16 protein-coding genes and 1 pseudogene are annotated in these 21,880 nt (G+C 38.4%); all 17 read left to right on the top strand.

The window, feature by feature from the left end:
- The first annotated feature begins 2 nt into the window (after nucleotides 1-2).
- The 17 genes and pseudogenes from HZI73_RS25160 (at nucleotide 3) to HZI73_RS25080 (ending at nucleotide 21,717) form a co-directional block, all read left to right on the top strand.
- The gene (locus HZI73_RS25160) at nucleotides 3-719 is read left to right on the top strand and encodes a hypothetical protein (protein WP_212696085.1); all 717 of its coding nucleotides are present in this window, start codon (nucleotides 3-5) and stop codon (nucleotides 717-719) included.
- Between the two features lie 33 nt (nucleotides 720-752).
- Entirely contained in the window at nucleotides 753-1,733 is a 981-nt protein-coding gene (locus HZI73_RS25155; RefSeq protein WP_212696084.1) for an aldo/keto reductase, read from the top strand.
- 119 nt (nucleotides 1,734-1,852) lie between these two features.
- The gene (locus tag HZI73_RS25150) at nucleotides 1,853-3,013 is read left to right on the top strand and encodes an AGE family epimerase/isomerase (protein WP_212696083.1); all 1,161 of its coding nucleotides are present in this window, start codon (nucleotides 1,853-1,855) and stop codon (nucleotides 3,011-3,013) included.
- Nucleotides 3,014-3,528: 515 nt separating this feature from the next.
- Complete coding sequence (locus HZI73_RS25145; RefSeq protein WP_246552276.1) at nucleotides 3,529-4,437, top strand: ABC transporter permease; 909 nt, start codon at nucleotides 3,529-3,531, stop codon at nucleotides 4,435-4,437.
- Nucleotides 4,438-4,466: 29 nt separating this feature from the next.
- A complete protein-coding gene (locus tag HZI73_RS25140) occupies nucleotides 4,467-5,354 on the top strand; it encodes a carbohydrate ABC transporter permease (RefSeq protein ID WP_212696081.1) in 888 nt (295 codons plus the stop codon).
- Nucleotides 5,355-5,392: 38 nt separating this feature from the next.
- Entirely contained in the window at nucleotides 5,393-7,030 is a 1,638-nt protein-coding gene (locus HZI73_RS25135) for an extracellular solute-binding protein (protein WP_212696080.1), read from the top strand.
- 108 nt (nucleotides 7,031-7,138) lie between these two features.
- Nucleotides 7,139-9,412, top strand: a complete 2,274-nt coding sequence (locus HZI73_RS25130; RefSeq protein ID WP_212696079.1) for a helix-turn-helix domain-containing protein — start codon at nucleotides 7,139-7,141, stop codon at nucleotides 9,410-9,412.
- A 161-nt stretch (nucleotides 9,413-9,573) separates the two neighbouring features.
- Nucleotides 9,574-11,538, top strand: a complete 1,965-nt coding sequence (locus HZI73_RS25125; protein WP_212696078.1) for an SDR family NAD(P)-dependent oxidoreductase — start codon at nucleotides 9,574-9,576, stop codon at nucleotides 11,536-11,538.
- Nucleotides 11,539-11,683: 145 nt separating this feature from the next.
- Complete coding sequence (locus tag HZI73_RS25120; protein ID WP_212696077.1) at nucleotides 11,684-12,427, top strand: GNAT family N-acetyltransferase; 744 nt, start codon at nucleotides 11,684-11,686, stop codon at nucleotides 12,425-12,427.
- Between the two features lie 125 nt (nucleotides 12,428-12,552).
- A pseudogene (locus tag HZI73_RS26835) lies at nucleotides 12,553-12,633 on the top strand (methionine adenosyltransferase domain-containing protein); the annotation flags it as partial.
- A gap of 251 nt (nucleotides 12,634-12,884) precedes the next feature.
- Nucleotides 12,885-13,907, top strand: coding sequence for a LacI family DNA-binding transcriptional regulator (locus HZI73_RS25110; protein WP_212696076.1), 1,023 nt, complete (start codon nucleotides 12,885-12,887; stop codon nucleotides 13,905-13,907).
- A 628-nt stretch (nucleotides 13,908-14,535) separates the two neighbouring features.
- Nucleotides 14,536-15,798 (top strand): uroporphyrinogen decarboxylase family protein, encoded by a 1,263-nt coding sequence (locus HZI73_RS25105; RefSeq protein WP_212696075.1) that lies wholly within the window; start codon nucleotides 14,536-14,538, stop codon nucleotides 15,796-15,798.
- A 57-nt stretch (nucleotides 15,799-15,855) separates the two neighbouring features.
- Nucleotides 15,856-16,926 (top strand): sugar ABC transporter substrate-binding protein, encoded by a 1,071-nt coding sequence (locus HZI73_RS25100; protein WP_212696074.1) that lies wholly within the window; start codon nucleotides 15,856-15,858, stop codon nucleotides 16,924-16,926.
- Between the two features lie 7 nt (nucleotides 16,927-16,933).
- Complete coding sequence (locus HZI73_RS25095) at nucleotides 16,934-18,127, top strand: uroporphyrinogen decarboxylase family protein (protein ID WP_212696073.1); 1,194 nt, start codon at nucleotides 16,934-16,936, stop codon at nucleotides 18,125-18,127.
- A gap of 80 nt (nucleotides 18,128-18,207) precedes the next feature.
- Entirely contained in the window at nucleotides 18,208-19,173 is a 966-nt protein-coding gene (locus HZI73_RS25090; protein ID WP_212696072.1) for an ABC transporter permease, read from the top strand.
- An 8-nt stretch (nucleotides 19,174-19,181) separates the two neighbouring features.
- On the top strand, nucleotides 19,182-20,678 hold the full coding sequence (locus HZI73_RS25085) for a sugar ABC transporter ATP-binding protein (RefSeq protein WP_212696071.1): 1,497 nt from the start codon (nucleotides 19,182-19,184) through the stop codon (nucleotides 20,676-20,678).
- A gap of 7 nt (nucleotides 20,679-20,685) precedes the next feature.
- Nucleotides 20,686-21,717, top strand: coding sequence for an aldose 1-epimerase family protein (locus HZI73_RS25080; protein ID WP_212696070.1), 1,032 nt, complete (start codon nucleotides 20,686-20,688; stop codon nucleotides 21,715-21,717).
- The last annotated feature ends 163 nt before the right edge of the window (nucleotides 21,718-21,880 follow it).

The following is a 21,880-nucleotide window of genomic DNA, read 5'->3' as shown; positions in this document are numbered from 1 at the left end:
CGATGAAACATTATGCAATTATGGAGTATATGAAGGTTGTGAACAGGCTGCAAGATGTGTACATCAAAACGGAAGAAGCGTGGAAAGGTGTTCACAAAAGAAGATTGGATGAAGGTATTATTTCAGGCTGGTATCTGTACAAAGTACATTATGCTTATGAAGGTGCTAGACACAACTATGTAACCATCAATACCTATGATGATTTTTCAAGATTAAGCAATGTATATCCAAGACACATGGTAGCAGAAGCAGACCCTGAAAAAGGTTACGATGGGTTCGAAGATATGACAGAAGACAGCAGAAAGAAAATGTTTTCTGAACTGAGTAAATTAATCGATTCTTGTGGGCCAATTGATAAGACCCTTACCAATAGTAAATACCTAAAAGTGGCTTTTATGACGGTTGATGAATGTCATAAAGACAAATACGCTGCTATGGAAAATAAAGTGTGGAAAAAAGCACATCAATACTTAGTCGATCAAGGCATTCAAGACTGGTGGGCATTATACGAGTTAGAGTTTCCACATGGAACCAGCGTTGGCTATCAGTATATTACCGTAAGTGCTGTTAGCGATTTTGATAAATTACAAGAACTAGATTACTGGGGCGCTTACAAAGCTTGCTATCCTGATGGTGATTTTGATGGGGATTATGCAAAAACATTGGCATTACGTCAATGTGAACGAGCTGAGTTATGGGAGCTTATTGATGTTTTATAACCATCATTCTGTAAAATGTAATGGAGGAATAACATGAAAACAAAACGCGTAAGTAAAATTGATTGGGATTTTAGTGTATTAGGATTTGGCTGTTGGGGTGCATCAGGCAAAGGTAACTGGACAAATCATACGGATGATGATCAAATCAGAGCCATTCAAAAAGCAATGGCATTGGGTATTAATTTTTTTGATGTTGCCCCAATTTATGGCTTTGGTCATGCGGAAGAGGTTCTTGGTAAAGCCATCAAAGGTCACAGGGATGAGATTTTTATCGCTTCAAAAGTAGGATTACCTTGGACGAAAGACTTTGATGGTTATAACGATGTGTCCGCTAAAAATATCATGAGAGAAATTGATGATAGTTTAAAACGACTGGATGTAGACTATGTTGATTTATATCAAGTACATTGGCCAACAGACAAAGATGTACCATTAGAAGAGACCATTGAAGCCATGGCAAAAATTAAAGCTTCAGGTAAAGCTAAGTATATTGGACTCAGTAACTATTCTATTTCAGATTTAGAAAAAGCAAGCGAGATTGTAGAGATTGCCTCCATGCAAGGTTTATTCAACATGCTGGAACTTGATGCAGATGCATATCATAACATTCCACTTCAATACCGTGTAAACAGTGAGGTTTTACCAGCCGTCATTGAGAAAGGTATGGCTTTCCTGCCCTATTCACCTTTATTCCAAGGTTTATTAACTGGAAAGATCACATCTGAAACAGTTTTTGGAACGAACGATGTGAGAAATCAAAATCCTAAGTTACAGGGTAAACAACGATTAAATCACTTAAAAGCTATAGACGAGATTCTAAAATTACCAGCATTAGAAGGTAAAGCCATTGCAGAAGTAGCAGTGAATTACTTGGTTGCAAAAAAAGGTATCACATCTGTTATTGCTACGCAAGCTAACGAATCAGAAGTATTAGCCAATGTAAAAGCCTTAGAATGGGAAATGAGTCAAGAGACTTTATTATCCATTGAAAAAATTGTAAAAGAAAAGCTATAACAGCTTATAGCGTTAAAGCAGACATTTGATGGTTAATCAAAAAATTAATCTTAACCGAAATAGTCATACACTAAGAACAAGTCACATAGCACGGATAGTTTAGAAAGTGGAGGCATATAATGGTCAATAAAATTCATAAAATAATGAGAAACAATGTACGTTTTTTCCTTGATCATGCTTATGATGACAGAAATAAGGTGTTTTACAGCGAAGTTGATAATGGCGGTACGGTGCAGAATACAAATATCCATATTATTGGATTAAGTCGTTTAGTCTATGGCTTGATGGAAGCTTCATCTGTGATGCATGAATCAGATGAAGAAATGAGAAAGAAAGCCTATGAGGCAGTTATGTTCATTAAGAAATATATGATTGGAAAAGATAAATACGGACCCTATTTCATACCAACAGTTAATGAGAAAGGTGAGCCTCATCTACATGATGGGTTAAATATATGGGAGCAGTCCTATGGTTTCAATGGTCTCGTTACATACTATGAAAAGACCCATAATCCAGATATTCTAGAAATGATTCATGAACTATTTGATGCCTATGTTAAGCGGTTTCATGATGATGAAAAAGGTGGATTTGTCTTTAACTATTCGTTAGACAAGGATAAAGATTATGACAGCAAGTGTCTACAAACTATTATGTATCCAGTTACTTCTTTTCTAGGAAGGTTATATCTTGTGGATGTGATAAATCAAGAAAAGTATGAACCATGGCTGAAAGAGGCTTATAAATTAGGCCATAAGTACTTATATGATTTTAGAAATAATACGATAAAAGTAACGCTAGACAGACATTTCAATGATGTTGGGGATAAGGAAGTATTGCCTGGTCATTTCTTCCAATTGGCTTGGTTCTTTATGAGTAGTAAGAAGTATAAGGCATTATTGGGAGACAAAAACCTATATGCTTATGGCTATTATATCTATCTAGAAACATTAAAAAAACCATGGATGAAAGAAGCTTTAACAAAAGGCTTACCAGAATCTATTAACCCCGAAACAGGGGAAGCAGCCAGTTCAAAAAGAATTTGGTGGGAACATTCAGAATGGATTAATGCCATGTGTCATCTTAATATAGTACCTTTTGACAAAGTCCGGCAAGTGCTTCAACTGTTTGAAAAAATGTTTGTTGATTATGACAAAGGCTGTGAATTTTTCGCTGTCAATGAACAAGGAGAGCCTGAGGACATGTTAAAGGGCGATCTAGGTAAATCATCTTATCATACCATAGAGATGTGTAAATTTATTCTAGATAGACTATCGTCGTAACGTTAGTATCAAGAGTTTATCATGATAAACATGTGATATTTGTTAGAAATGATATTCCCTTTGACTGTGGTTGAAGGGGATTTTTTCTTTGTATTTGTATTGTAATAATAAGTATACGTATCTTAAGGGATGTTACACACAGTAACATCTCTTTTTTTATCTTACAAAAAAGTTTCTCAATATAGCATATGACATAGGAGCATTCATAAGCGTCAAGGATACTTTCTTAAGGGAACAACTTGCTTCCCAAGACGCTTCGTAGTCACTTTGTACTGAACAGAAGGAATGAATATACGGTATGGTTTGGTGCCTACATTTTTTATTCCCATACCCTCATAATTTAAAAAAATATCCTGTAAAGCCAGTGTTTTCATAGCATTCAGAGTGTTATTAAAAAATGTGTACCTTCGGATTAAACATTGGAGATATACACAAAAGTCCGTGACATGTATGATGGATGTACAGGTAAGGGCTGACAGAAAAGACCTTATTAAAACAATATGGAGGAACACACAATGGTATTAAGAGTGAAAAAACATATGGCAAAACAGTACCAGCTATATCTGATGATACTGCCTGCGGTCATCTATTTTTTGATTTTCCATTATGGGCCCATGTATGGGATTCAAATTGCCTTTAAAGACTTTCGACCCATTGATGGTATAACAGGAAGTCCATGGGTAGGAATTAAGTATTTTGAGAGATTTTTTAAGTCCTACCAATTCTGGAGGGTTCTTAGAAACACGCTGCTATTAAGTGTGTTTCAGTTAGCGGCTGGGTTCCCAGTACCGATTATCATGGCTCTGCTTCTGAATCAGGTTAAGAACATGAAGTTTAAGAAATTGGTTCAGACAGTAACCTATGCACCTCATTTCATATCCATTGTGGTTTTGGTGGGGATGCTCAATGTGTTTCTGTCACCTAGCACAGGATTGGTCAATCATGTTATTCGATTGTTTGGTGGTGAAGCCGTTTACTTCATTGGAAAACCTGAGTATTTTAGAACAATCTTTGTTGCATCAGGTATCTGGCAGAATGCAGGATGGGGAACAATCATCTATCTGGCAGCACTGGCAGGTGTGGGGCCTGAGCTATATGAAGCTGCAAAGGTGGACGGTGCCTCCAAGCTTCAGATTATCAGACATGTAGATGTACCGAGTATTGCTCCAACGATTATCATTCTGCTGATCATGAATCTTGGCCGAATCATGAATGTAGGTTTTCAGAAAGCTTTTCTTTTACAAAACCCATTGAATGCTGAGACATCAGAAATCATTCAAACTTACATGTATAAGGTAGGTTTGCTACAGATGGAATTCGAGTACTCCACTGCCGTCAGTCTTTTCAATACACTCATCAATGTAGTGCTGTTGCTGACTGCCAATAGAATTGCCAAAAAGTTCTCTGAGAACAGTCTGTGGTAACAGACATGATGGTGAGAAAGGATAAATAAATGATAAAAACAAATGTTTTAAATGATGATAAAGTATTTGATATTGTAAAGACTGTGATATTGGTCACAGCATTGCTCTTGGTGATGTATCCATTATACTTCATCATCATAGCGTCTATATCTGATGGAACGGCCATCAATACGGGTAATGTCTGGTTCCTGCCCAAAGGAATCAATTTGGAAGGGTATCATAGAATACTTAAGGATGACATGATCTGGATCGGTTACCGCAACACCATCGTCTACACCGTTGTCGGTACAAGCATTAACCTTGTGCTGACCATATTGCTTGCATATCCATTATCCAGAAAAGATTTCTCCATTGGAAAATACGTGATGATATTTTTGATGATTACCATGTATTTTAACGGCGGGCTAATCCCAAGATATCTGCAAGTGAAGAATATCGGTTTGATGGATACATGGCTTGTCATGGTCCTGTTGAATTCGGTAAATGTTTTCAATGTGATTATTGCCAGGAGCTTCCTGAAGAGCAGTATTCCTGAGACCCTCTATGAGGCAGCCGTTCTGGACGGTTGCAGTCACGCAACCTATCTGGTAAAGGTGGTATTGCCACTGTCAAAACCCATTATCGCTGTTTTGCTGCTCTATTATGGTATTGCTCACTGGAACGAGTTTTTTACAGGATTGATCTATCTAAAGAATGAAAAACTGTATCCGCTGCAGCTGATTTTAAGGTCCATACTCATTGAGAATCAGATGCAGGATGCCATGGTGGAGGATTTAAGTGATACCAATCAAAAGGACATTGGTGAACTGATTAAATACGGTATCATCATCGTTTCGAGCCTTCCGGTGCTGGTCATCTACCCATTTCTGCAAAAGTATTTTGTACAGGGTGTCATGATTGGTTCCGTTAAAGGATAAATTGTAGTAAAATCAAAGAGAAGGAGACTGGTATAGAAATGAAAAGAAAAATTACAGCATGGGTATGGGTCATGGTTTTGACCATGACAATGTCATTAACAGGGTGTGGTCAGAGGGCAACAGATCGTGTTGACAATTCAACCAATCTATCAAGTGAAAAAAATGCAGGTCATGCATCTAAAGAGTCAGATGATGTAGGAACTTCAATGCTTCATGAAGAAGGACTGCCGATTGTTAAAGAACCGGTGACACTTAGGATTGCAGCCAAGAAAAGAGAAACCATTGTTAAACCCTTTGAAGAATTGGCATACATAAAGGCAATAGAAGACGCCACCAACGTCCATATTGAATGGGATGTCACACCTGAGAACAGTTGGAAAGAAAAAAAGAATTTGATGATTGCCAGTGGCGACTGGCCTGATGCTTTCTGGGGTGCCTATGTCATTGAGGACAGCGAAGTCATCAAATTGGCGGCTGAGGGGGTTTTCATGCCTCTTGAGGACCTTATTGAAGAACATGCTCCAAATATCAAAAAGCTCATAGACGAAACACCAGGGCTTAGAGAGTACATCACTGCACCAGATGGTCATATTTATGCTATACCATCTATCAATGCTACCCAGAATATAGTGCCCAGTTCCCAGTTCATCAACAAAGCGTGGCTTGATGAAGTAGGGATGGATGTACCAAAGACAACAGAAGAATTCTATGAAATGCTTAAGGCATTCAAAGAAATTGCTGGTGAAGGTGAAGTACCGTTCACATTCATGTATGATAATAACGTGACTGGTATTAACGGTATGTTCGGCTCCTTTGGTATTTCGGATAATGGAGGAAAAATGACAGTCGTTAATCAAGAAGTTGTTTATACGCCAACCAGAGAAGCGTATAAGGAAGCCATTATGTTCTTTCATAAACTCTATGAAGAAGGCCTGTTGGATGTTGAAGCCTTTTCACAGAACATGCCTGTATACAAGTCTAAGCTGACTAATAAAACAGTAGGTGGTGCAAGCTTCTGGTCACTTCAATGGTTGTTTGGTAGTAGTTGGAGAGAGTCTGGGTATGTTTACATGCCACCTCTTGAAGGTCCAAATGGTGACTATGGTTATACCTATAACGCAACAGCTTACCTCAAAGGAAAAGGCGGATTTGCCATAACAACAGTCTGCAAAGATCCTGTGGTAGCCATGAAGTGGATAGACTATATTGCAACGCCTGAAGTGGGCCATGGCTTATTCAGAGGTGACACCATGGTCAAAGGTGAAGATGGCATATACCGTGAAGCCAACATTCCTGAAGGTATGAGCAATGATGAGTTTAGACATGCAGAATCTACTGGTGCAAACAGTTTCCATCAAATTTCGGAAGAATTCTATGAACATGTTGAGATGGGTGATGGTCATATTGAGAAACATGAATACGACATGTTGGCACTGGAACATAAGACAAATCCATTTTTACCACCCTATTATCTGGAGCCAGAAGATGCTCTAAGAGTTGCAGAGATACGTGGAGACCTTGATACACTTGTAAAAGAGAAGACGGCAATTTGGCTTCTAGAAGGAGGTATTGAAGAGGAATGGGAAGAGTTTCAAAAGCAAATGAAGCTAATGGGTGTTGAGGAAATGCTCGACATTCACAATACCCGTTACACTGCATTTGGCCAATCAAATTGATTGGTTGCTCATTGACCTAATAGTTGTTAAAGCAGAAAGCATACATGTCAGATTTCTCTGATGTGTATGCTTACAGCCTTTTTCCCTAACCATCAAGGAGGAGTCATAATGAGTCGTTGGTATAACAAAATGAGCTATTATTACAAATACCTTTTCTCCTATCTTCTATTATTGGTGATACCATTGCTGGTCATTGGTATTTATGTTGATGCAAACCTCCTGGATACCCTTGAAAAAGAAGTCTTGACCAATGAATTGAACGCTCTTTATCAAGTGAAAGAAAGCTTTGATACGGACATGCTTCAATTGAGCAAAATCAGCAATGCCATATTTTTGGAAACTTTCGAATCCACAACGCGTTTTGCTGACGATCCTCTAAGATATGTTGAACTGATTGAGGATATGAACATTCTTGCCATAACCAATCCATTGATTCAAGAGATGTTTTATTATTATAAGGAGGATAATTATGTCATATCATCGACAGGTTCTATTCCCGTTGACCTTTTCTTTAATAAGTATTTTGATTTTGATGCTTGGGATAGGAAAGCATTCATGGATAAAGTCAAAAACATAGAAAAACCATTTGTCAGACCTAAAGAAACAATCCGCTCAATCGAGAGTATGGCGTATGAAGCTGTCACTTATTTTTTTCCACTGAATCGGACCACAGGTAAGTACTATGGTGCGGTATTTTTTACAGTGCCTGGTCCCTTGGTTGAAGAAAAGTTACAAAGCATCATGAATATTAACAACAAATTCACCTTTGTTTTGGATGCTGACAACAATAGGATAGCTTCATCACCCGGTGGTGAAGCCTTGATTATGAATGAGTTTCAAAATTTTATGGGAATAGATATCAAGGAAGATGCCATGTATACAGATGATCGAATTGTGATTAATGGTGTATGGTACTATGCTGTATTGATTCAGTCAAATGAAACCGGGTGGAAATTTATCACGTTAACACCTGAATCCAGTATTTCTGAGAAAGTAAAAGATCTGAAGTGGGGATTCCTGCTGGGCCTTTGTTTAATAGCTTGTTTAGGGGTGGCTTTTATATTCTTGGCCATGAGAATCAATTACAGCCCCATCAAACGCCTGAAAAGTTTTTCCCAGAGCATTTCACAAGATACCATTGAAGACAGTGGCGAGTTGGAGGTCATTCGACGGTCTCTCGACTATCTTTCAAGCCAAAACACATTACTGTCAGATGCAGTGGCCCTTTCCAGCAAAGCAAGCCGACAGCTATTGATTATGGAGCTTCTTCGAGGTGTACAGCCCAAGGAGCAGATACTCTATGAGATGGCAGAGCGTTATAACATTGAGGTGGATAAAGGGTGTATGGTAGCAACGATACACATCAATAGAGATTACCAGTTGTCTGAGGCTAGGGGTGAGGTTATAGCCAGTGCAAGAGAGGTGCTGGAAGAATCCGTATCGGTCTATGAATGTCAGCAGTTGGATTGCTGGAAGATTACCCTGCTCATCAATCTGGAGGAACAGGATTATCCAGCAGTACTAGAGAGTCTCCAGCAGCTTCAGATAGAGCTGCGAGAGGATTCCAACCTGTCAACAGCCATAGGTTTATCCAATCTTCATGAATCCATCGACTTTGCGCCGAAAGCCTTTCTGGAAGCATCAACAGCCATTGATTACAGGCTGGTCAAGGGTAACGATAACGTCATTTCTTACGATAATATTGTTATTAAGGAAGCCTCCCTGAGCACCTATCCAAAAGAGAATTTGATGAAGATCAGTACCTACCTAATGGCTGGTGATATCATTGCTATCAAAAAGGAACTGGATTCCATCATTCACTATATCAAACATCAAAACACGCCGATTTTTGTGGTCAGAGGGCTTTGTTTCGATATCATCAACCTGATCTATCATGCAAGTGAAAATATGCTGAAGGCCTTCGATGATACGGAACTGGATATTCCGGATGCATTCACCTTGTCCGACTATGATACTGTAGATGACCTTGTCAATATTGTTATTGTGATGAGTCGTGATCTCTGTGAAAGAATCATCAAACAGAAGGACAAAGAAGAGCTTGGGCTCATTCACGATATGGTAAACTATATTATGTGTAACTATACGGACACAGAGTTCTCACTTGCTGGCATGGCAGACCATTTCGGAATGTATCAGTCTGCACTGAGTGCATATTTCAAAGATAAGACAGACCAAACAATCCTAAACTATGTGACCAGAATCAAGATGCAAAGGGCTACGGAGCTCCTTGAGACAACGGATATGAACATGAATAAGATTGCATGGGCAGTAGGCTATAGTAACACCAACAGCTTCATCAGGCGGTTCAAGCAATGGCATAACATAACACCAGGTGAGTATAGAAAACAGCATAAATCTTAATTGAGACGGTGGTATTCCTATTGAACAGCATATGCAACTATCAAGACAGGCTGTAATGAATCAAGCGATTTATTGATAATATAAGGAATATGATGTTTGAAGGAAGATACAGCCAAGAATGGTATAATGAAAAATTTTTAATTAAGAAAGCGAGGATTAATATGAAAAACTTAGGAGGTAAAACAGCCCTTATAACCGGTGCTTCAAGAGGCATCGGTCAGCAGATTGCTATTGGGCTTGCCATGGTAGGCTGTGACGTCATCATTCACGCCAGCAGGATGGAAAATCTTAATGAGACAGAGGCATTATTAATGGACTATGGCATCCATGTTTATAAGATTGCCGCTGACCTAAGTCATCCCGTCATGGTGCAGAACATGCTTGAACAAATGGATGAACAGTACCCTCAAGTAGATATCATCTATAACAATGCGGCCATGTCATGTAAACCACAGGATCATTACCAGCTTGACCGTCAGCTGATGGACAAGATCATGGAAGTTAATGTCTATTCCCTGATCACCATTTGTAATCATTATTTACCGAAGATGCAGGAACAGAGGTATGGGCGTATCATCAACTTTACGTCTGGCATTAACCGTCAGCCTGCTCTTGAACCCTATGCAATCAGCAAAGGAGCAGTCGATAAATATACCAAGGACATGGCTGTATTGCTTGAGGGCTCCAATGTGCTCATGAACTTGATAACACCAGGATGGGTCAGGACTGCTATGGGAGGCTCCGAAGCCACATTGGATGTGGGTGACGTACTGCCGGGCGTACTGGTTCCAGCATTGCTTGAGGAAGGCGGACCATGTGGTACATTATTCAATGTGCCAGCTTATGTTGGGTTGACAATTGATGCCGTTATGCAGGAAACAGAACATGCATTTCCATGGATTATGCCGGACAAGAAGCCACTCCACCGACCACTTAGCGCCGCCATAAACAGGTTATATGATGTTTACGGTAAGCGTGGTGATAATGAAAATGAATTCTACTCCATTTTTAAATACACGAAGGTTACTGGTATTGGAAACCAGGCAGGTATCACGAGAAGAGACCCTTCCAAAGTGCTTAGAATCAATGGCAAATACTATGTGTGGTACACACTAAGGCATACCAAGCCCCCTAAATGGAACAATGGGGATGACGAAACACCATCTTCTGACTGGGACTTGTCAGATATCGGGTATGCTGTAAGTGATGATGGCATTCACTGGGAAGAGAAAGGTATTGCCGTTGCCCGTCCACCAAAAGGAACAGTTGGTGACAGGTCTTTGGCCACACCAGATGTGATGGTTGCTGAGGGCAAATACTATCTGATTTATCAGGCTTATACCGGGTATTATTGGGAAGAGTCTACCAAGTATAGGGATGCAATTATTGCAGCTTATCCAGAACAAGATGGTTCCAGTTATCACTGGGATTTCTGTTGTGCCTCTATGGCCTGGGCAGATTCTCCGGAGGGTCCATGGACACGGTTAGATAAGCCTGTTATTGACCGAGGCAATGTTCACGAATGGGACAATACTTGTATCCATGACCCATATCTGATTAAGTTTAATGGTAAATACTGCCTCTATTATAAATCCGATTCCCATATCATCAATGACAACTGTCTGAAAACTTCTCAGCAGGGAGTTGCCTTTGCAGACAGCCCTATGGGACCCTATACCAAATCGGCATATAATCCTGTTCTAATCTCCGGTCATGAGACTTTTGTCTACCCATACAAAGACGGTGTTGTAGCCATCGCAACCTTTGACGGACCTGAGAAGAACACCTGCCAGTTCTCAAAAGATGGTGTGAATTTCGAGATAAAAGGTCATCTTGGGCTCATACCTACAGCAGCAGGTCCTTTTAATCCCGATGCTTTTGCAGATAATGGGGATGCTCAAGGTATTACATGGGGTATGTGTCATATGAGGAAGGCAGATGGCTCAGGCTTCTATCTGGCCAGATTTGACTGTGACCTTTCTCAGAAGAACCTGCACCCAGAACTTAAAAAAGACAGGTTCATCATGAATGAAACCACGTACTGGCAACCTTATGCAGAAACGGATGTCAACATGGTGAATAAATTTCAGGCAGATATGAAGGCTGTGGATGTTGATACAATTTGAGCAAACTTGACATAGACCAAAATACATTATAATATAAGAAAATTTAAAAGAATCCCAAATTATGTTTGACAAGATTAAATCAAAGAGCAATAATAAAATAGGAGTATGGTCTGAATAATAACTTTAATCTAAAGGGAGAGTGAATATGGTAACTGAATTTGTGAACTTAACAACAGAAAACCTTGATAATGAGCATCTAAGCTGTATTATTCGCGTTAGAAAGCCCCATCAAGGTGTTGAGTTAAAGCGGCAATGGCTTTCAGATCGACTAAAGGAAGGTCATGTCTTTAGAAAGTTAAATGTAAAGGCTCCCGTTTTTATAGAATATGCTCCTCTTGAAACAGCTTGGGTTCCCATAAATGGTGATAATTATTATTACTTGTATTGCTTATGGTGTGGTCAAAAAGGAAAAGGGTATGCTAGTTCGCTCATGGAGTATTGTTTGGCTGATGCCAAAGAAAAAGGTAAATCTGGTATTTGTATGCTGGGATCAAAAAAACAAAAAGCTTGGCTTTCTAATCAAGCATTTGCGAAGAAGTTTGGCTTTGAGGTCGTTGATTCTACCGATAATGGCTATGAATTGCTTGCACTTTCTTTTGACGGAACAAAGCCAAGGTTCGCAGAAAATGCTAAAAGGTATGAAATGGATAATAAAGAGCTAACCATTTACTATGATATGCAATGTCCCTTTGTCCCTGAAAGGATTGAACTGATTAAACAGTATTGTGAATTAAATGATATCCCTGTATCCTTCATTCAAGTGGATACGCTGGAAAAAGCAAAGGAATTGCCTTGTGTTTTCAATAACTGGGGTGTGTTTTATAAAGGAAAATTTGAAACAGTGAATTTGCTGGATGTGGCTTCCTTAAGGAGGATACTTAAAAAGTAAGGGGCAATAACAAGTTTACTTCGTTGTTAAGTGAGTTGATATCAGCGAATATTTGAGGCAGAACAGGTCAAATTTACACCGACCATACTTCTGCCCTTTTTGAGTGTGTAAAAAACGTCTGTAAAAGGTATGTAGGCAAAAATATTGCCGTAGCAGGATTAGCTTATATATGTGAGATTCAATTATCTTATGCAATAGGTATTGCATAACCTATATCAATATGCGTAGAGGTACACGCCATGCCCTTGCGGTTTTAATCTCAATTCATAGCTGCTTGCAAGCATAGGTAAAAGTGTCATTAATAGCCTTTTGAAGTCTCTTGTTGATTTAAAAATGCCCATAAATCAAGCGTTAGCCCCGATGTTACAAAAAGGTATTGACATAATATAATTTGAGAGATATAATATAAATACAAGTTAACGTGCACGTGCACGGAGTGATATACGCTGGGGGTACTATGAGAGTTACGATCAAACAAATTGCAGATTTGGCAGGCGTATCAAGAGGTACTGTCGATAAGGTGCTTAACAACAGAGTCGGTGTAAGTGAAGAAGTGAAAAGACGGGTTCAAAGGATTGCAAACGAGTTAGGATATAGACCAAATATCATTGGTAAAGCATTGTCTTTTCAAAAGAGACCCATAGTCATCGGTGTGGTTATTCCAGTGAAGAGTAATCCATTTTTTACTGAAATAACAGAAGGTATCTATAAGGCCTATGAAGATTTTAAAGATTTTGGCCTAAAAATCGAGATGCGTGAGACAGATCATTTAAACAGTCAAGAACAACTGGATGTTCTCAATGAATTTCATAAAATGAAGGTGAATGGTATTGCAGTGCCTGCACTGGATGATACCATCATTAAGAATAAAATCAATGAATTGGTATCAGATAATATACAAGTTGTTACATTTGCTTCAGATATACATAATTCCAATAGATTGTGCTTTGTAGGACAAGATTTGTACAAGAGTGGACAGGTAGCGGGTGTATTGATGGCAAAGTTACTTAGGAATAAAGGGAATGTGGCAATTATTACAGGATCTTTCAATATGTTAGCACATAATGATAGAATTGAAGGTTTTCAAAGTATAGTTGATACATTACCCGACATTAAAATAATTGATATAGTAGAATGTTTAGATGAAGACTACATTGCACATGAGGTAACCAATGCAGTGATAGAAAAGCATAAAGACATTGATGGGTTTTATATAGCAGCAGCAGGCATAAAAGGATTTAGTCAAAGTATTGAAGCGCATAATTATAAGGATAAAGCCATTATTTCATATGATTTGACTGAAACAACTAAAGTATTATTGAGGAATGATGTCATTGACTTTACAATAACCCAAGAACCAATTGAACAGGGGTATAAAGTCATAGAATTATTATTTGAGTATGTATTTAAAGGGATTGTACCAAAAGAAGATTTTATTAAGGTGAAGATTAGAATTATTACAAAAGAAAATATGGATTAGCTCCAATAAACGATTGATATGTGTAACATAAATTTTAGTCGAATTGAGCAATACTAATGTATCGAAAGATACATTAATATTTGATATTTACGTGCTCGTGCACGTAAAGTAGCATTCTGGTAATAGTCACATAACGCATAGTTATTACTTATTGTAGCATAACAATAAGATTTCCATAAAACGTAGATTAATATGGTCAGTCATTTAAGATGAGGCCTCTACCGTATCAAAGGAATAAAGTTGGTCTTTGGCTAACAATCCAAAAAATTCAAAGAAATAAAGAAAAAAATCAATAAGGGCTTATTGCTTTGCTTAGTGATGCATTGGATAAAGTCCGTGTCTCGTAAAACGCTTAAAGCTAAATAATATGAGTCTTTCATGGTTGGATATTAATCCTTCTGATTCTAGCAAAATGAGCAATAATGAAAGGCATCATATACATCCATTTCTTAGTATCTATAAATGACTATTAGGTCAATAATCTGACTATCATATAAATCAAGTTGCAACATAAATAAGATTTATCCTTGATCACTAATCGTATAGAATAATTGAAACATAGGGAATAAATCAAGTAAATAATGAAGCTTAATAGAGCTTCTAAATATAGTATGCGAGGAGATTTGAAATGAATTCTAGAGAACGACTTATCAAGACGATTAATCACCAAGAGACAGACCAAATTGTTACAGACTTAGGCAGCACATTAGTAACAGGTATTTCCGCATCAGCATTAGCCAAATTAAGAAAACATCTTGGGCTGAAGGATGAGTGGGTTAAAGTACATGAGCCATTTCAACTTTTGGGCTATGTTGAAGAAGACTTAAGAAGAAGGTTGTCCATTGACGTTGTAGGTGTATCAGGACCAGTGACTATGTTTGGTTACAAGAATGAAGGATGGAAACAGTGGAAGATGCCAGATGGCACCAATGTTCTGGTAGGTAAAGAATTCAATACAACCATTGATGAAAAAGGCAACACACTCATCTATCCTCAGGGAGATACATCCGTTGAGCCAAGTGGCAAATTACCTAAAGAGGGTTTCTATTTTGATGGTCTTGTTCGACAAAAAGAAATTATCCCCGAAAAGCTGAATGGTAAAAAAGATTATGGTGATGATTTTAAGATCATGAATGATGATGATCTACGTTACATTGAAGAACAAATCAACCACTATTATTACAATACAGACTATGGCATCAATCTTGGGAATTTTGTTGCTGGGTTAGGTGATTTTGCACCACTTACAGGACCAGGATTAAAAGAAACTAGGGGGATACGGGATGTAGAAGAGTGGTTAATTGCCCATTATCTATACCCTAATTATATACATGAGATTTTTGACTATCAGACTGAAATAGCCCTTAAAAATCTTCAATTATTAAAAGAAGCAACTGGAAAGAAAGCACAAATCATTCAAATTAGTGGTACTGATTTTGGCACACAGCAGTGTGAAATTATGTCTCCCGATACATTTAGAGAATTCTACAAGCCATACTATACAAAACTCAATAAATGGGTTCACGAAAATACCGAATGGAAAACATTTTATCACTGTTGTGGATCTGTCGTTAAACTACTGGATGATTTTGTTGATATGGGTATAGATATCTTAAACCCCGTTCAGTGTTCTGCTAAAGGCATGGAGGCACAATTTTTAAAAGATAATTATGGGGATAAATTTGTTTTCTGGGGTGGTGGCGTTGATACACAACATACCTTGCCATTTGGGACACCAGATGAAGTTTCTAAAGAAGTGACCAATAGATTGGAAATATTTTCTAAAGGTGGAGGATTCGTCTTTAATCCCATACATAATATTCAGGGTCCAACACCGGTTGAGAACATCGTTGCCATGTTTGATGCCGTACAAGCATTTAACAAAAAATAAATCTCAAGTCTATTAGCCGGAAAATAGACTTTTGATAATATTTTTAAGGAGGATGAAATGACAAAAAAAATTTTAGCGTGGGTGGTTTTACTGGTACTAGTTGTAAGCGTGGGTGGTTGTGCTGCGTCCAAGAAAGAGGAAAAAGGTACTGAGACAAAGGAAAGTGATAGCCAAGAAGTAGGTACGAAAGAACCTGTTCAAGTCGATATACCATTACCAGCTGGGGGAAACGTTAAAGCAGAAGTAGTAGCAGATGAAGAACTGAGGATAGCCTTTTTATCATTTCAGAATAATCCCTTCTGGAATGCTATTAAAGAAGGTAATTTGGAAGCTGGAAAATACCTTGAGAATTATAACACCCAAGTGGATTATATTGTAATGGGTGAGGAGTTAACCTCAGCAAAAGTTACAGCAGCAATTGATGCAGCAATTACAAAGGAGTACGATGCCATTGTTGTGGTGCCAATATTTGATGGTGTTGAAGTATTTACTGACAAAGCTATTGATGCTGGTATTGCAGTTGGTAACTATTGTGCTGAGGGACCTAATCCAGGTAATCGTATGTTCTTCTATGGGCAAAATGGTTATGCAGCTGGTCAATTGGCTGGTGAGTTACTCCAGCAACATACCGACAGTGTAGGCAAAGTGGGTGTCATTACAGGTGTATTTGGTGCACCGATTCATGATGCAAGAATGAACGGAGCACTGGACTATTTAAAAGAAAACTGTCCGGATATCGAGATAATTGGACCTTTTGAGAATAAGGATAAAGGTGAAACAGCTTATAGCCAAACAATGGATATGTTAACGGCAAATCCAGAACTGAAAATGGTCTATGTTACAGCAGGTGGACCCTTTGGCGCAGCAAAGGCAATTCAAGATTTAGGCTTAACAGGTGAAGTCGGCGTTATTGCATACGACCACATTCCAGATAATCTGGATTATGTAAAAAGTGGTGAGATATTAGGACTTATTAACCAAGACCCCTTTGGTCAAGGTTTTGATACCGTAGTCATCATGCACAACTATTTAACAACAGGTAAGAAACCTGAAAGCACTTTTATCGAAGCAGCTTTAGATGTCGTTACACCAGATGATGTTGGAGAGTTTTACCCAAGGTATAAGTAACCGTTAGTTGAATACAAAAATTGCTATAGGGCTATGCCCTATAGCAAGCATGATGGAGGAAAAAATGATATCTAGAGAAAGAGTTAGATTAGCACTACAACATATAGAGCCAGATAGAGTACCCATTGATGTAGGCGGTGATTTGCATAATGGTTTACATGATGTTGCGTACAAGAATTTATTAGCGTACTTAGGTGAAGAAGACGAGATTGTCTATTATGATCAGATGCAACACTTGGCTAAGGTGAAAGAGTCTGTTTTGGAGAGATTACAGAGTGATACACGATACATATTTGCCAAAGGAGGTAAAGGCTTTGAGATTAGCATCCAAGAAGATGGCACTTGGGTAGACGAATGGGGTGTTAAACGTAAGAATGTTGGTTTATACGATGAAGCAGTAGAATTTCCATTAGAAGGATGTACTTATGAGGATGTACTTGCATATGAATTACCAGATCCAAGAGATCCAGCAAGGTTCCAAGGCTTGAGGGAACAAGCGAAAGAGCTTTATGAAAACACAGATTATGCTTTGATTGGTGGTAGTGCAGCATCACTGTTCTTTTTAAGTTCAGAATTAATTGGTTTTGAAGAATACATGTTGAAAATTGCCCTTGATCGAAAGACGATTGAAACCCTTGTTCAACGTGTACTAGAGTATCAAATAGCTTTTTTTGACGGATACTTAGACGCTATTGGCGATTACATTGAGATGGTTTGGCTGGGGGATGATTGGGGAACTCAAATGGCACCGATAATGAGCCCTGTCGTGTTTCGAGAAATTTTTGTGAGCCGTTATAAGCAATTGGTTGATTTCATTAAAAGTAAAGCAGACGTTAAAGTAGCACTCCATTCATGTGGTTGTATTGATTGGGCATTAAATGATTTGGCTGAGGCAGGCATTGATGTGATTCATCCACTTCAAGGAGATGCAGAAGGATTGTTAGACCCCGTTAAGATTCAAGAAGACTTTGGAAGTAAATGGGTTGTCTATTCAAATCTTAAAAATCAGACTGTGTTACCAAACGGAACAGTGGAAGATGTTTATGAGGATGTTAGAACGAAGATTGAAGCATTGGCACCGGGTGGAGGATATATCATGTCTGGCGGTCATAATTTTCAGGCGGATGTACCACCAGAGAATATAATGGCGATTATTGATGCCACAGTTAAGTATGGCACATATCCAATTAAGCCTAGGTAAAGGGTGACATAATCCTATTCAGATCATACTAAATATTACAGGAGATAGAGGTTGAATAAATGCGTGAGATTGGTTATAGAATGAAAAAAAGAAGTACGTCTATAGATTCGTTAAAAAATCTTTTTAGAATCAGGGAGTTTGGTGTACTCGTTGCACTTATCCTCCTGTGTGTATTTTTATCCTTTGCAAGCCCATATTTCTTGAAACCCATGAACATATTTAATGTGTTAAGACAGATATCGATTATTGGTATCCTAGCTGTAGGTCAATGTTTGGTCATTATTATAGGATGTCTTGACCTATCTGCGGGAACGACAATGGGACTAATGGGTGTTCTTTGTGCCATTTTTATCGGTTTTGGTATACCGCCTATTGTAGCGTTCGTATTGGTTATTGCTTCTGGCGCACTCATAGGTACAGTGAACGGTCTATTGGTAACACGCTTTGGTGTTAATGCCTTCATTGTTACATTGGGTATGCAATATATTGCGAGATCAGTGGCACTTCTTATAACTGGCGGTATACCAGTCAAAATGGATAGTCCATTGGCATTTCTTGGCGGGGGCTATATTGGTGCTGTGCCTATGTCCGTCATCATCATGGGGGCTATTGTGTTATTAGGTTGGCTTTTTTCAACAAAAACGTTACTTGGGCGCAATATTTTTATTGTAGGCAGTAATGAGAAAGCAGCTAAATTATCTGGTATTAGAGCAGGTAATGTTAAGATGATGGTTTTCATTATTATGGGTAGTTTAGCAGGTTTGTCAGGTATTATTTTAACAGGAATGCTAAAGACGGCAGAACCATCAGCTGGTCTAGGATATGAGCTTGAAGCTATTGCTGCAGTCATTATTGGAGGGACTTCTTTATCAGGTGGCGAAGGCTCAATATTTGGTGCAATAATCGGAGCAGCATTAATGGGTGTGCTGAAAAATGGCTTTGTACTCCTGGGTGTTTCCGGGTACTGGCAGATGTTTGCACTAGGTGTGGTGATTATTATGGCGGTACTTGTTGATAGTATGAATACGATGAAAAGTTCTTGTTAGGGGGATTTATGGGTAAAAAAGTATTAGAAACGAAATCAATTATAAAACGATTTCCTGGTGTCACAGCACTTGAAGATGTAAGCTTCTGTCTTTACGAAGGGGAAGTACATGCATTAATAGGGGAGAATGGTGCAGGAAAGTCTACTTTGATGAACATACTTTCTGGCGTTTTTACGCCTTGTACAGGCAATATTTTTATGTTTGAAGAAGAAGTTGTTTTTAAAGATTCTAAGGCGGCTTATGAAAAAGGCTTATCCATGATCCATCAAGAACTGGCTCTAGCTTGTTCTGTCAGTGTGGCTGAAAATGTTTTTTTGGGGCGACTTAAAAAAAATAGATTGGGTCTAGTGGACAATAAAAAGATGGAACGAGAATGTCAGAAAATTTTTGATAAATACAACATTAAGCATATTAATCCTTCGGAAAAGGTGAAGCATCTTAGTACATCGAAGATGCAGCTTGTTGAAATTGCAAAAGCCCTTTCTAGAGAAAGCAAAATCATCATTATGGATGAACCAACAGCTTCATTGACAAAGTCAGAAGTAGAAAATCTTTTAGATGTCATTCGGGTGCTTAAAGAAAAAGGCGTTGCCATCATCTATATCTCACATCGGTTAGATGAGGTTGAAGAAATAGCTGATCGTATTACAGTGTTTAGGGATGGACAGTTAATTAAAACAATGGTTAACGAAGGTATTTCAACGAAAGAAATGGCCCAGTTAATGGTGGGTAGAGAATTAGATGATTCTTATAATAGATGCCATCAGCATCATGAGTATCAACAAGAAATTGTACTAAAGGTCAGTGGTCTTAAAAATAAAAATATTCATGATGTGAATTTTGAACTGCATAAGGGAGAAATCCTTGGATTAACAGGTCTTGTAGGTTCAGGGCGTACAGAAGTTGTAGAAGCCATTTTTGGTAAGGATTCTCTAGATGAAGGAACAATAACCATTAAGAATCAAGTCGTTCGTATTAGGGATTCACGAGATGCCATTGAATGTGGTATAGGGTTAGTTCCTGAGGGTAGAAAGACACAGGGATTATTTCTTAATCGTTCAGTGAAAGAGAATATATCCATATTGAATCTACAGTATAATGGTGGCATGATTAATCAAAAAAAGGAAAATAGTAACGTTGCTGAGCTCATTAAGAAATTCAATGTCAAAACGCCAAATCATGAGCAAAAGATTCAGTATTTATCAGGTGGCAATCAGCAAAAGGCAGTTATTGCAAGATGTTTGCTGAATAAGCCGGAGATTCTTATACTGGATGAACCCACACACGGAGTGGATATTGGTGCAAAAATGGAGATATACCAGATTATTGATGAACTGGCTGCATCAGGCGTATCAATCATTCTTATATCATCTGAAATGCAAGAAATTTTAATGATGTGTGACCGTGTACTGGTTATGCACAATGGAACAATTAACGGGACACTTAGCAAAGAAGACGTTGAACAGGAAAAAATAGTACTGTTAGCAACGGATCAAGTTAGGTAGGTAAAATATGATTATAGGCAGTAAATCATACACAAAAGAAACAATCAGACACTATGTAGGCGATCTCTCTCAGATTGCTGGAGCTAGAGTCTCTCGATTGACAGATGGTAAGGCGGATGGTGTCAAAACAATTGAAGTGAACACCGGTTCAGGTCTCGTATTTACAATTTTACCGGATCGGTGTATGGATATTGCATGGGCAACATTTAATGGTCAGTCATTAACACACATTACAAAGTCTGGCATTGTTTCAAGTAAGTACTATGACAGTAATGGCAACGCGTGGTTTCGTTCTTATTTTGCCGGCTTGTTAACCACCTGTGGTCTAAGGAATACAGGTGCTGCATGTGTCGACAAGGGTGAAGCTTTTGGTCTTCACGGTCGTATTGGGAACACGCCAGCAGAAAAAGTTGCTATTAACGAGTACTGGGAAAAGGATGATTATTACATTGAAATAACGGGTTATATAAGAGAAGCTGTGTTTTATGGCGAGCATCTAGAACTAAAACGAACAATCAAAGTGAAAGTTGGTGAACCGAAGATTATGGTTCATGATGAGGTGACTAATCTAGGTTATAAGGAAGAGCCTCTATTTCTTTTATATCATACAAATTATGGTTTTCCTTTAATCAGTGATAAAACAACACTTGAATTAGATACCATAGAAGTAGATTGCTATGATGAAGCAGCAACTGCGGGGATTAACGATTATAAGCGTTTTCAAGTACCTACTAAAGGATACATCCGTCAAGTTTTTCTCCACAAATTGAGAAAGACAAAGGATGGTCAATCAAGGGTAGCAATCTTAAATGATGATTTAGTAGGATTTAGAGGCGTGACGCTCACATACAGTGCTGATACATTACCAGAATTCTTTGAATTCAAAATGATGGACTTCACAGATTATCAGCTTGGTCTTGAACCGAGTAATTGCCTACCAATGGGTCGTCAACAGGAACGAGAGCAGAATCGAATAAAGTTGATCAAGCCCAATGAAACAATTCACTATGCGTTGGAATATGCCATAGTACTAGAATAATACATGAATTAAATGAATTGGGGCAGTCGGAAAATGAGTAATTTCTGACTGCCTGTGTGTTATATCTTCGCTTTAACTGACCATTTAACATATGGTCAGCTTTCATCCGCATAAACATCTGTGTCTGTCTTAGAATAGCTATTTTTATCGTTTCCCTTACATG

Source organism: Vallitalea pronyensis (assembly GCF_018141445.1).
Taxonomy (GTDB): Bacteria; Bacillota; Clostridia; order Lachnospirales; family Vallitaleaceae; genus Vallitalea; species Vallitalea pronyensis.
Note: the sequence above shows the minus strand (reverse complement) of the source record. Positions and strands in the feature narration are given on the sequence as shown.

What these genes read in the sequence shown, in the direction of transcription:
- HZI73_RS25160 (WP_212696085.1), top strand. Translation starts at nt 3, where the DNA reads ATGAAACATTATGCAATTATGGAGTATATGAAGGTTGTGAACAGGCTG.
- HZI73_RS25155 (WP_212696084.1), top strand. Translation starts at nt 753, where the DNA reads ATGAAAACAAAACGCGTAAGTAAAATTGATTGGGATTTTAGTGTATTA.
- HZI73_RS25150 (WP_212696083.1), top strand. Translation starts at nt 1,853, where the DNA reads ATGGTCAATAAAATTCATAAAATAATGAGAAACAATGTACGTTTTTTC.
- HZI73_RS25145 (WP_246552276.1), top strand. Translation starts at nt 3,529, where the DNA reads ATGGTATTAAGAGTGAAAAAACATATGGCAAAACAGTACCAGCTATAT.
- HZI73_RS25140 (WP_212696081.1), top strand. Translation starts at nt 4,467, where the DNA reads ATGATAAAAACAAATGTTTTAAATGATGATAAAGTATTTGATATTGTA.
- HZI73_RS25135 (WP_212696080.1), top strand. Translation starts at nt 5,393, where the DNA reads ATGAAAAGAAAAATTACAGCATGGGTATGGGTCATGGTTTTGACCATG.
- HZI73_RS25130 (WP_212696079.1), top strand. Translation starts at nt 7,139, where the DNA reads ATGAGTCGTTGGTATAACAAAATGAGCTATTATTACAAATACCTTTTC.
- HZI73_RS25125 (WP_212696078.1), top strand. Translation starts at nt 9,574, where the DNA reads ATGAAAAACTTAGGAGGTAAAACAGCCCTTATAACCGGTGCTTCAAGA.
- HZI73_RS25120 (WP_212696077.1), top strand. Translation starts at nt 11,684, where the DNA reads ATGGTAACTGAATTTGTGAACTTAACAACAGAAAACCTTGATAATGAG.
- HZI73_RS25110 (WP_212696076.1), top strand. Translation starts at nt 12,885, where the DNA reads ATGAGAGTTACGATCAAACAAATTGCAGATTTGGCAGGCGTATCAAGA.
- HZI73_RS25105 (WP_212696075.1), top strand. Translation starts at nt 14,536, where the DNA reads ATGAATTCTAGAGAACGACTTATCAAGACGATTAATCACCAAGAGACA.
- HZI73_RS25100 (WP_212696074.1), top strand. Translation starts at nt 15,856, where the DNA reads ATGACAAAAAAAATTTTAGCGTGGGTGGTTTTACTGGTACTAGTTGTA.
- HZI73_RS25090 (WP_212696072.1), top strand. Translation starts at nt 18,208, where the DNA reads ATGAAAAAAAGAAGTACGTCTATAGATTCGTTAAAAAATCTTTTTAGA.
- HZI73_RS25085 (WP_212696071.1), top strand. Translation starts at nt 19,182, where the DNA reads ATGGGTAAAAAAGTATTAGAAACGAAATCAATTATAAAACGATTTCCT.
- HZI73_RS25080 (WP_212696070.1), top strand. Translation starts at nt 20,686, where the DNA reads ATGATTATAGGCAGTAAATCATACACAAAAGAAACAATCAGACACTAT.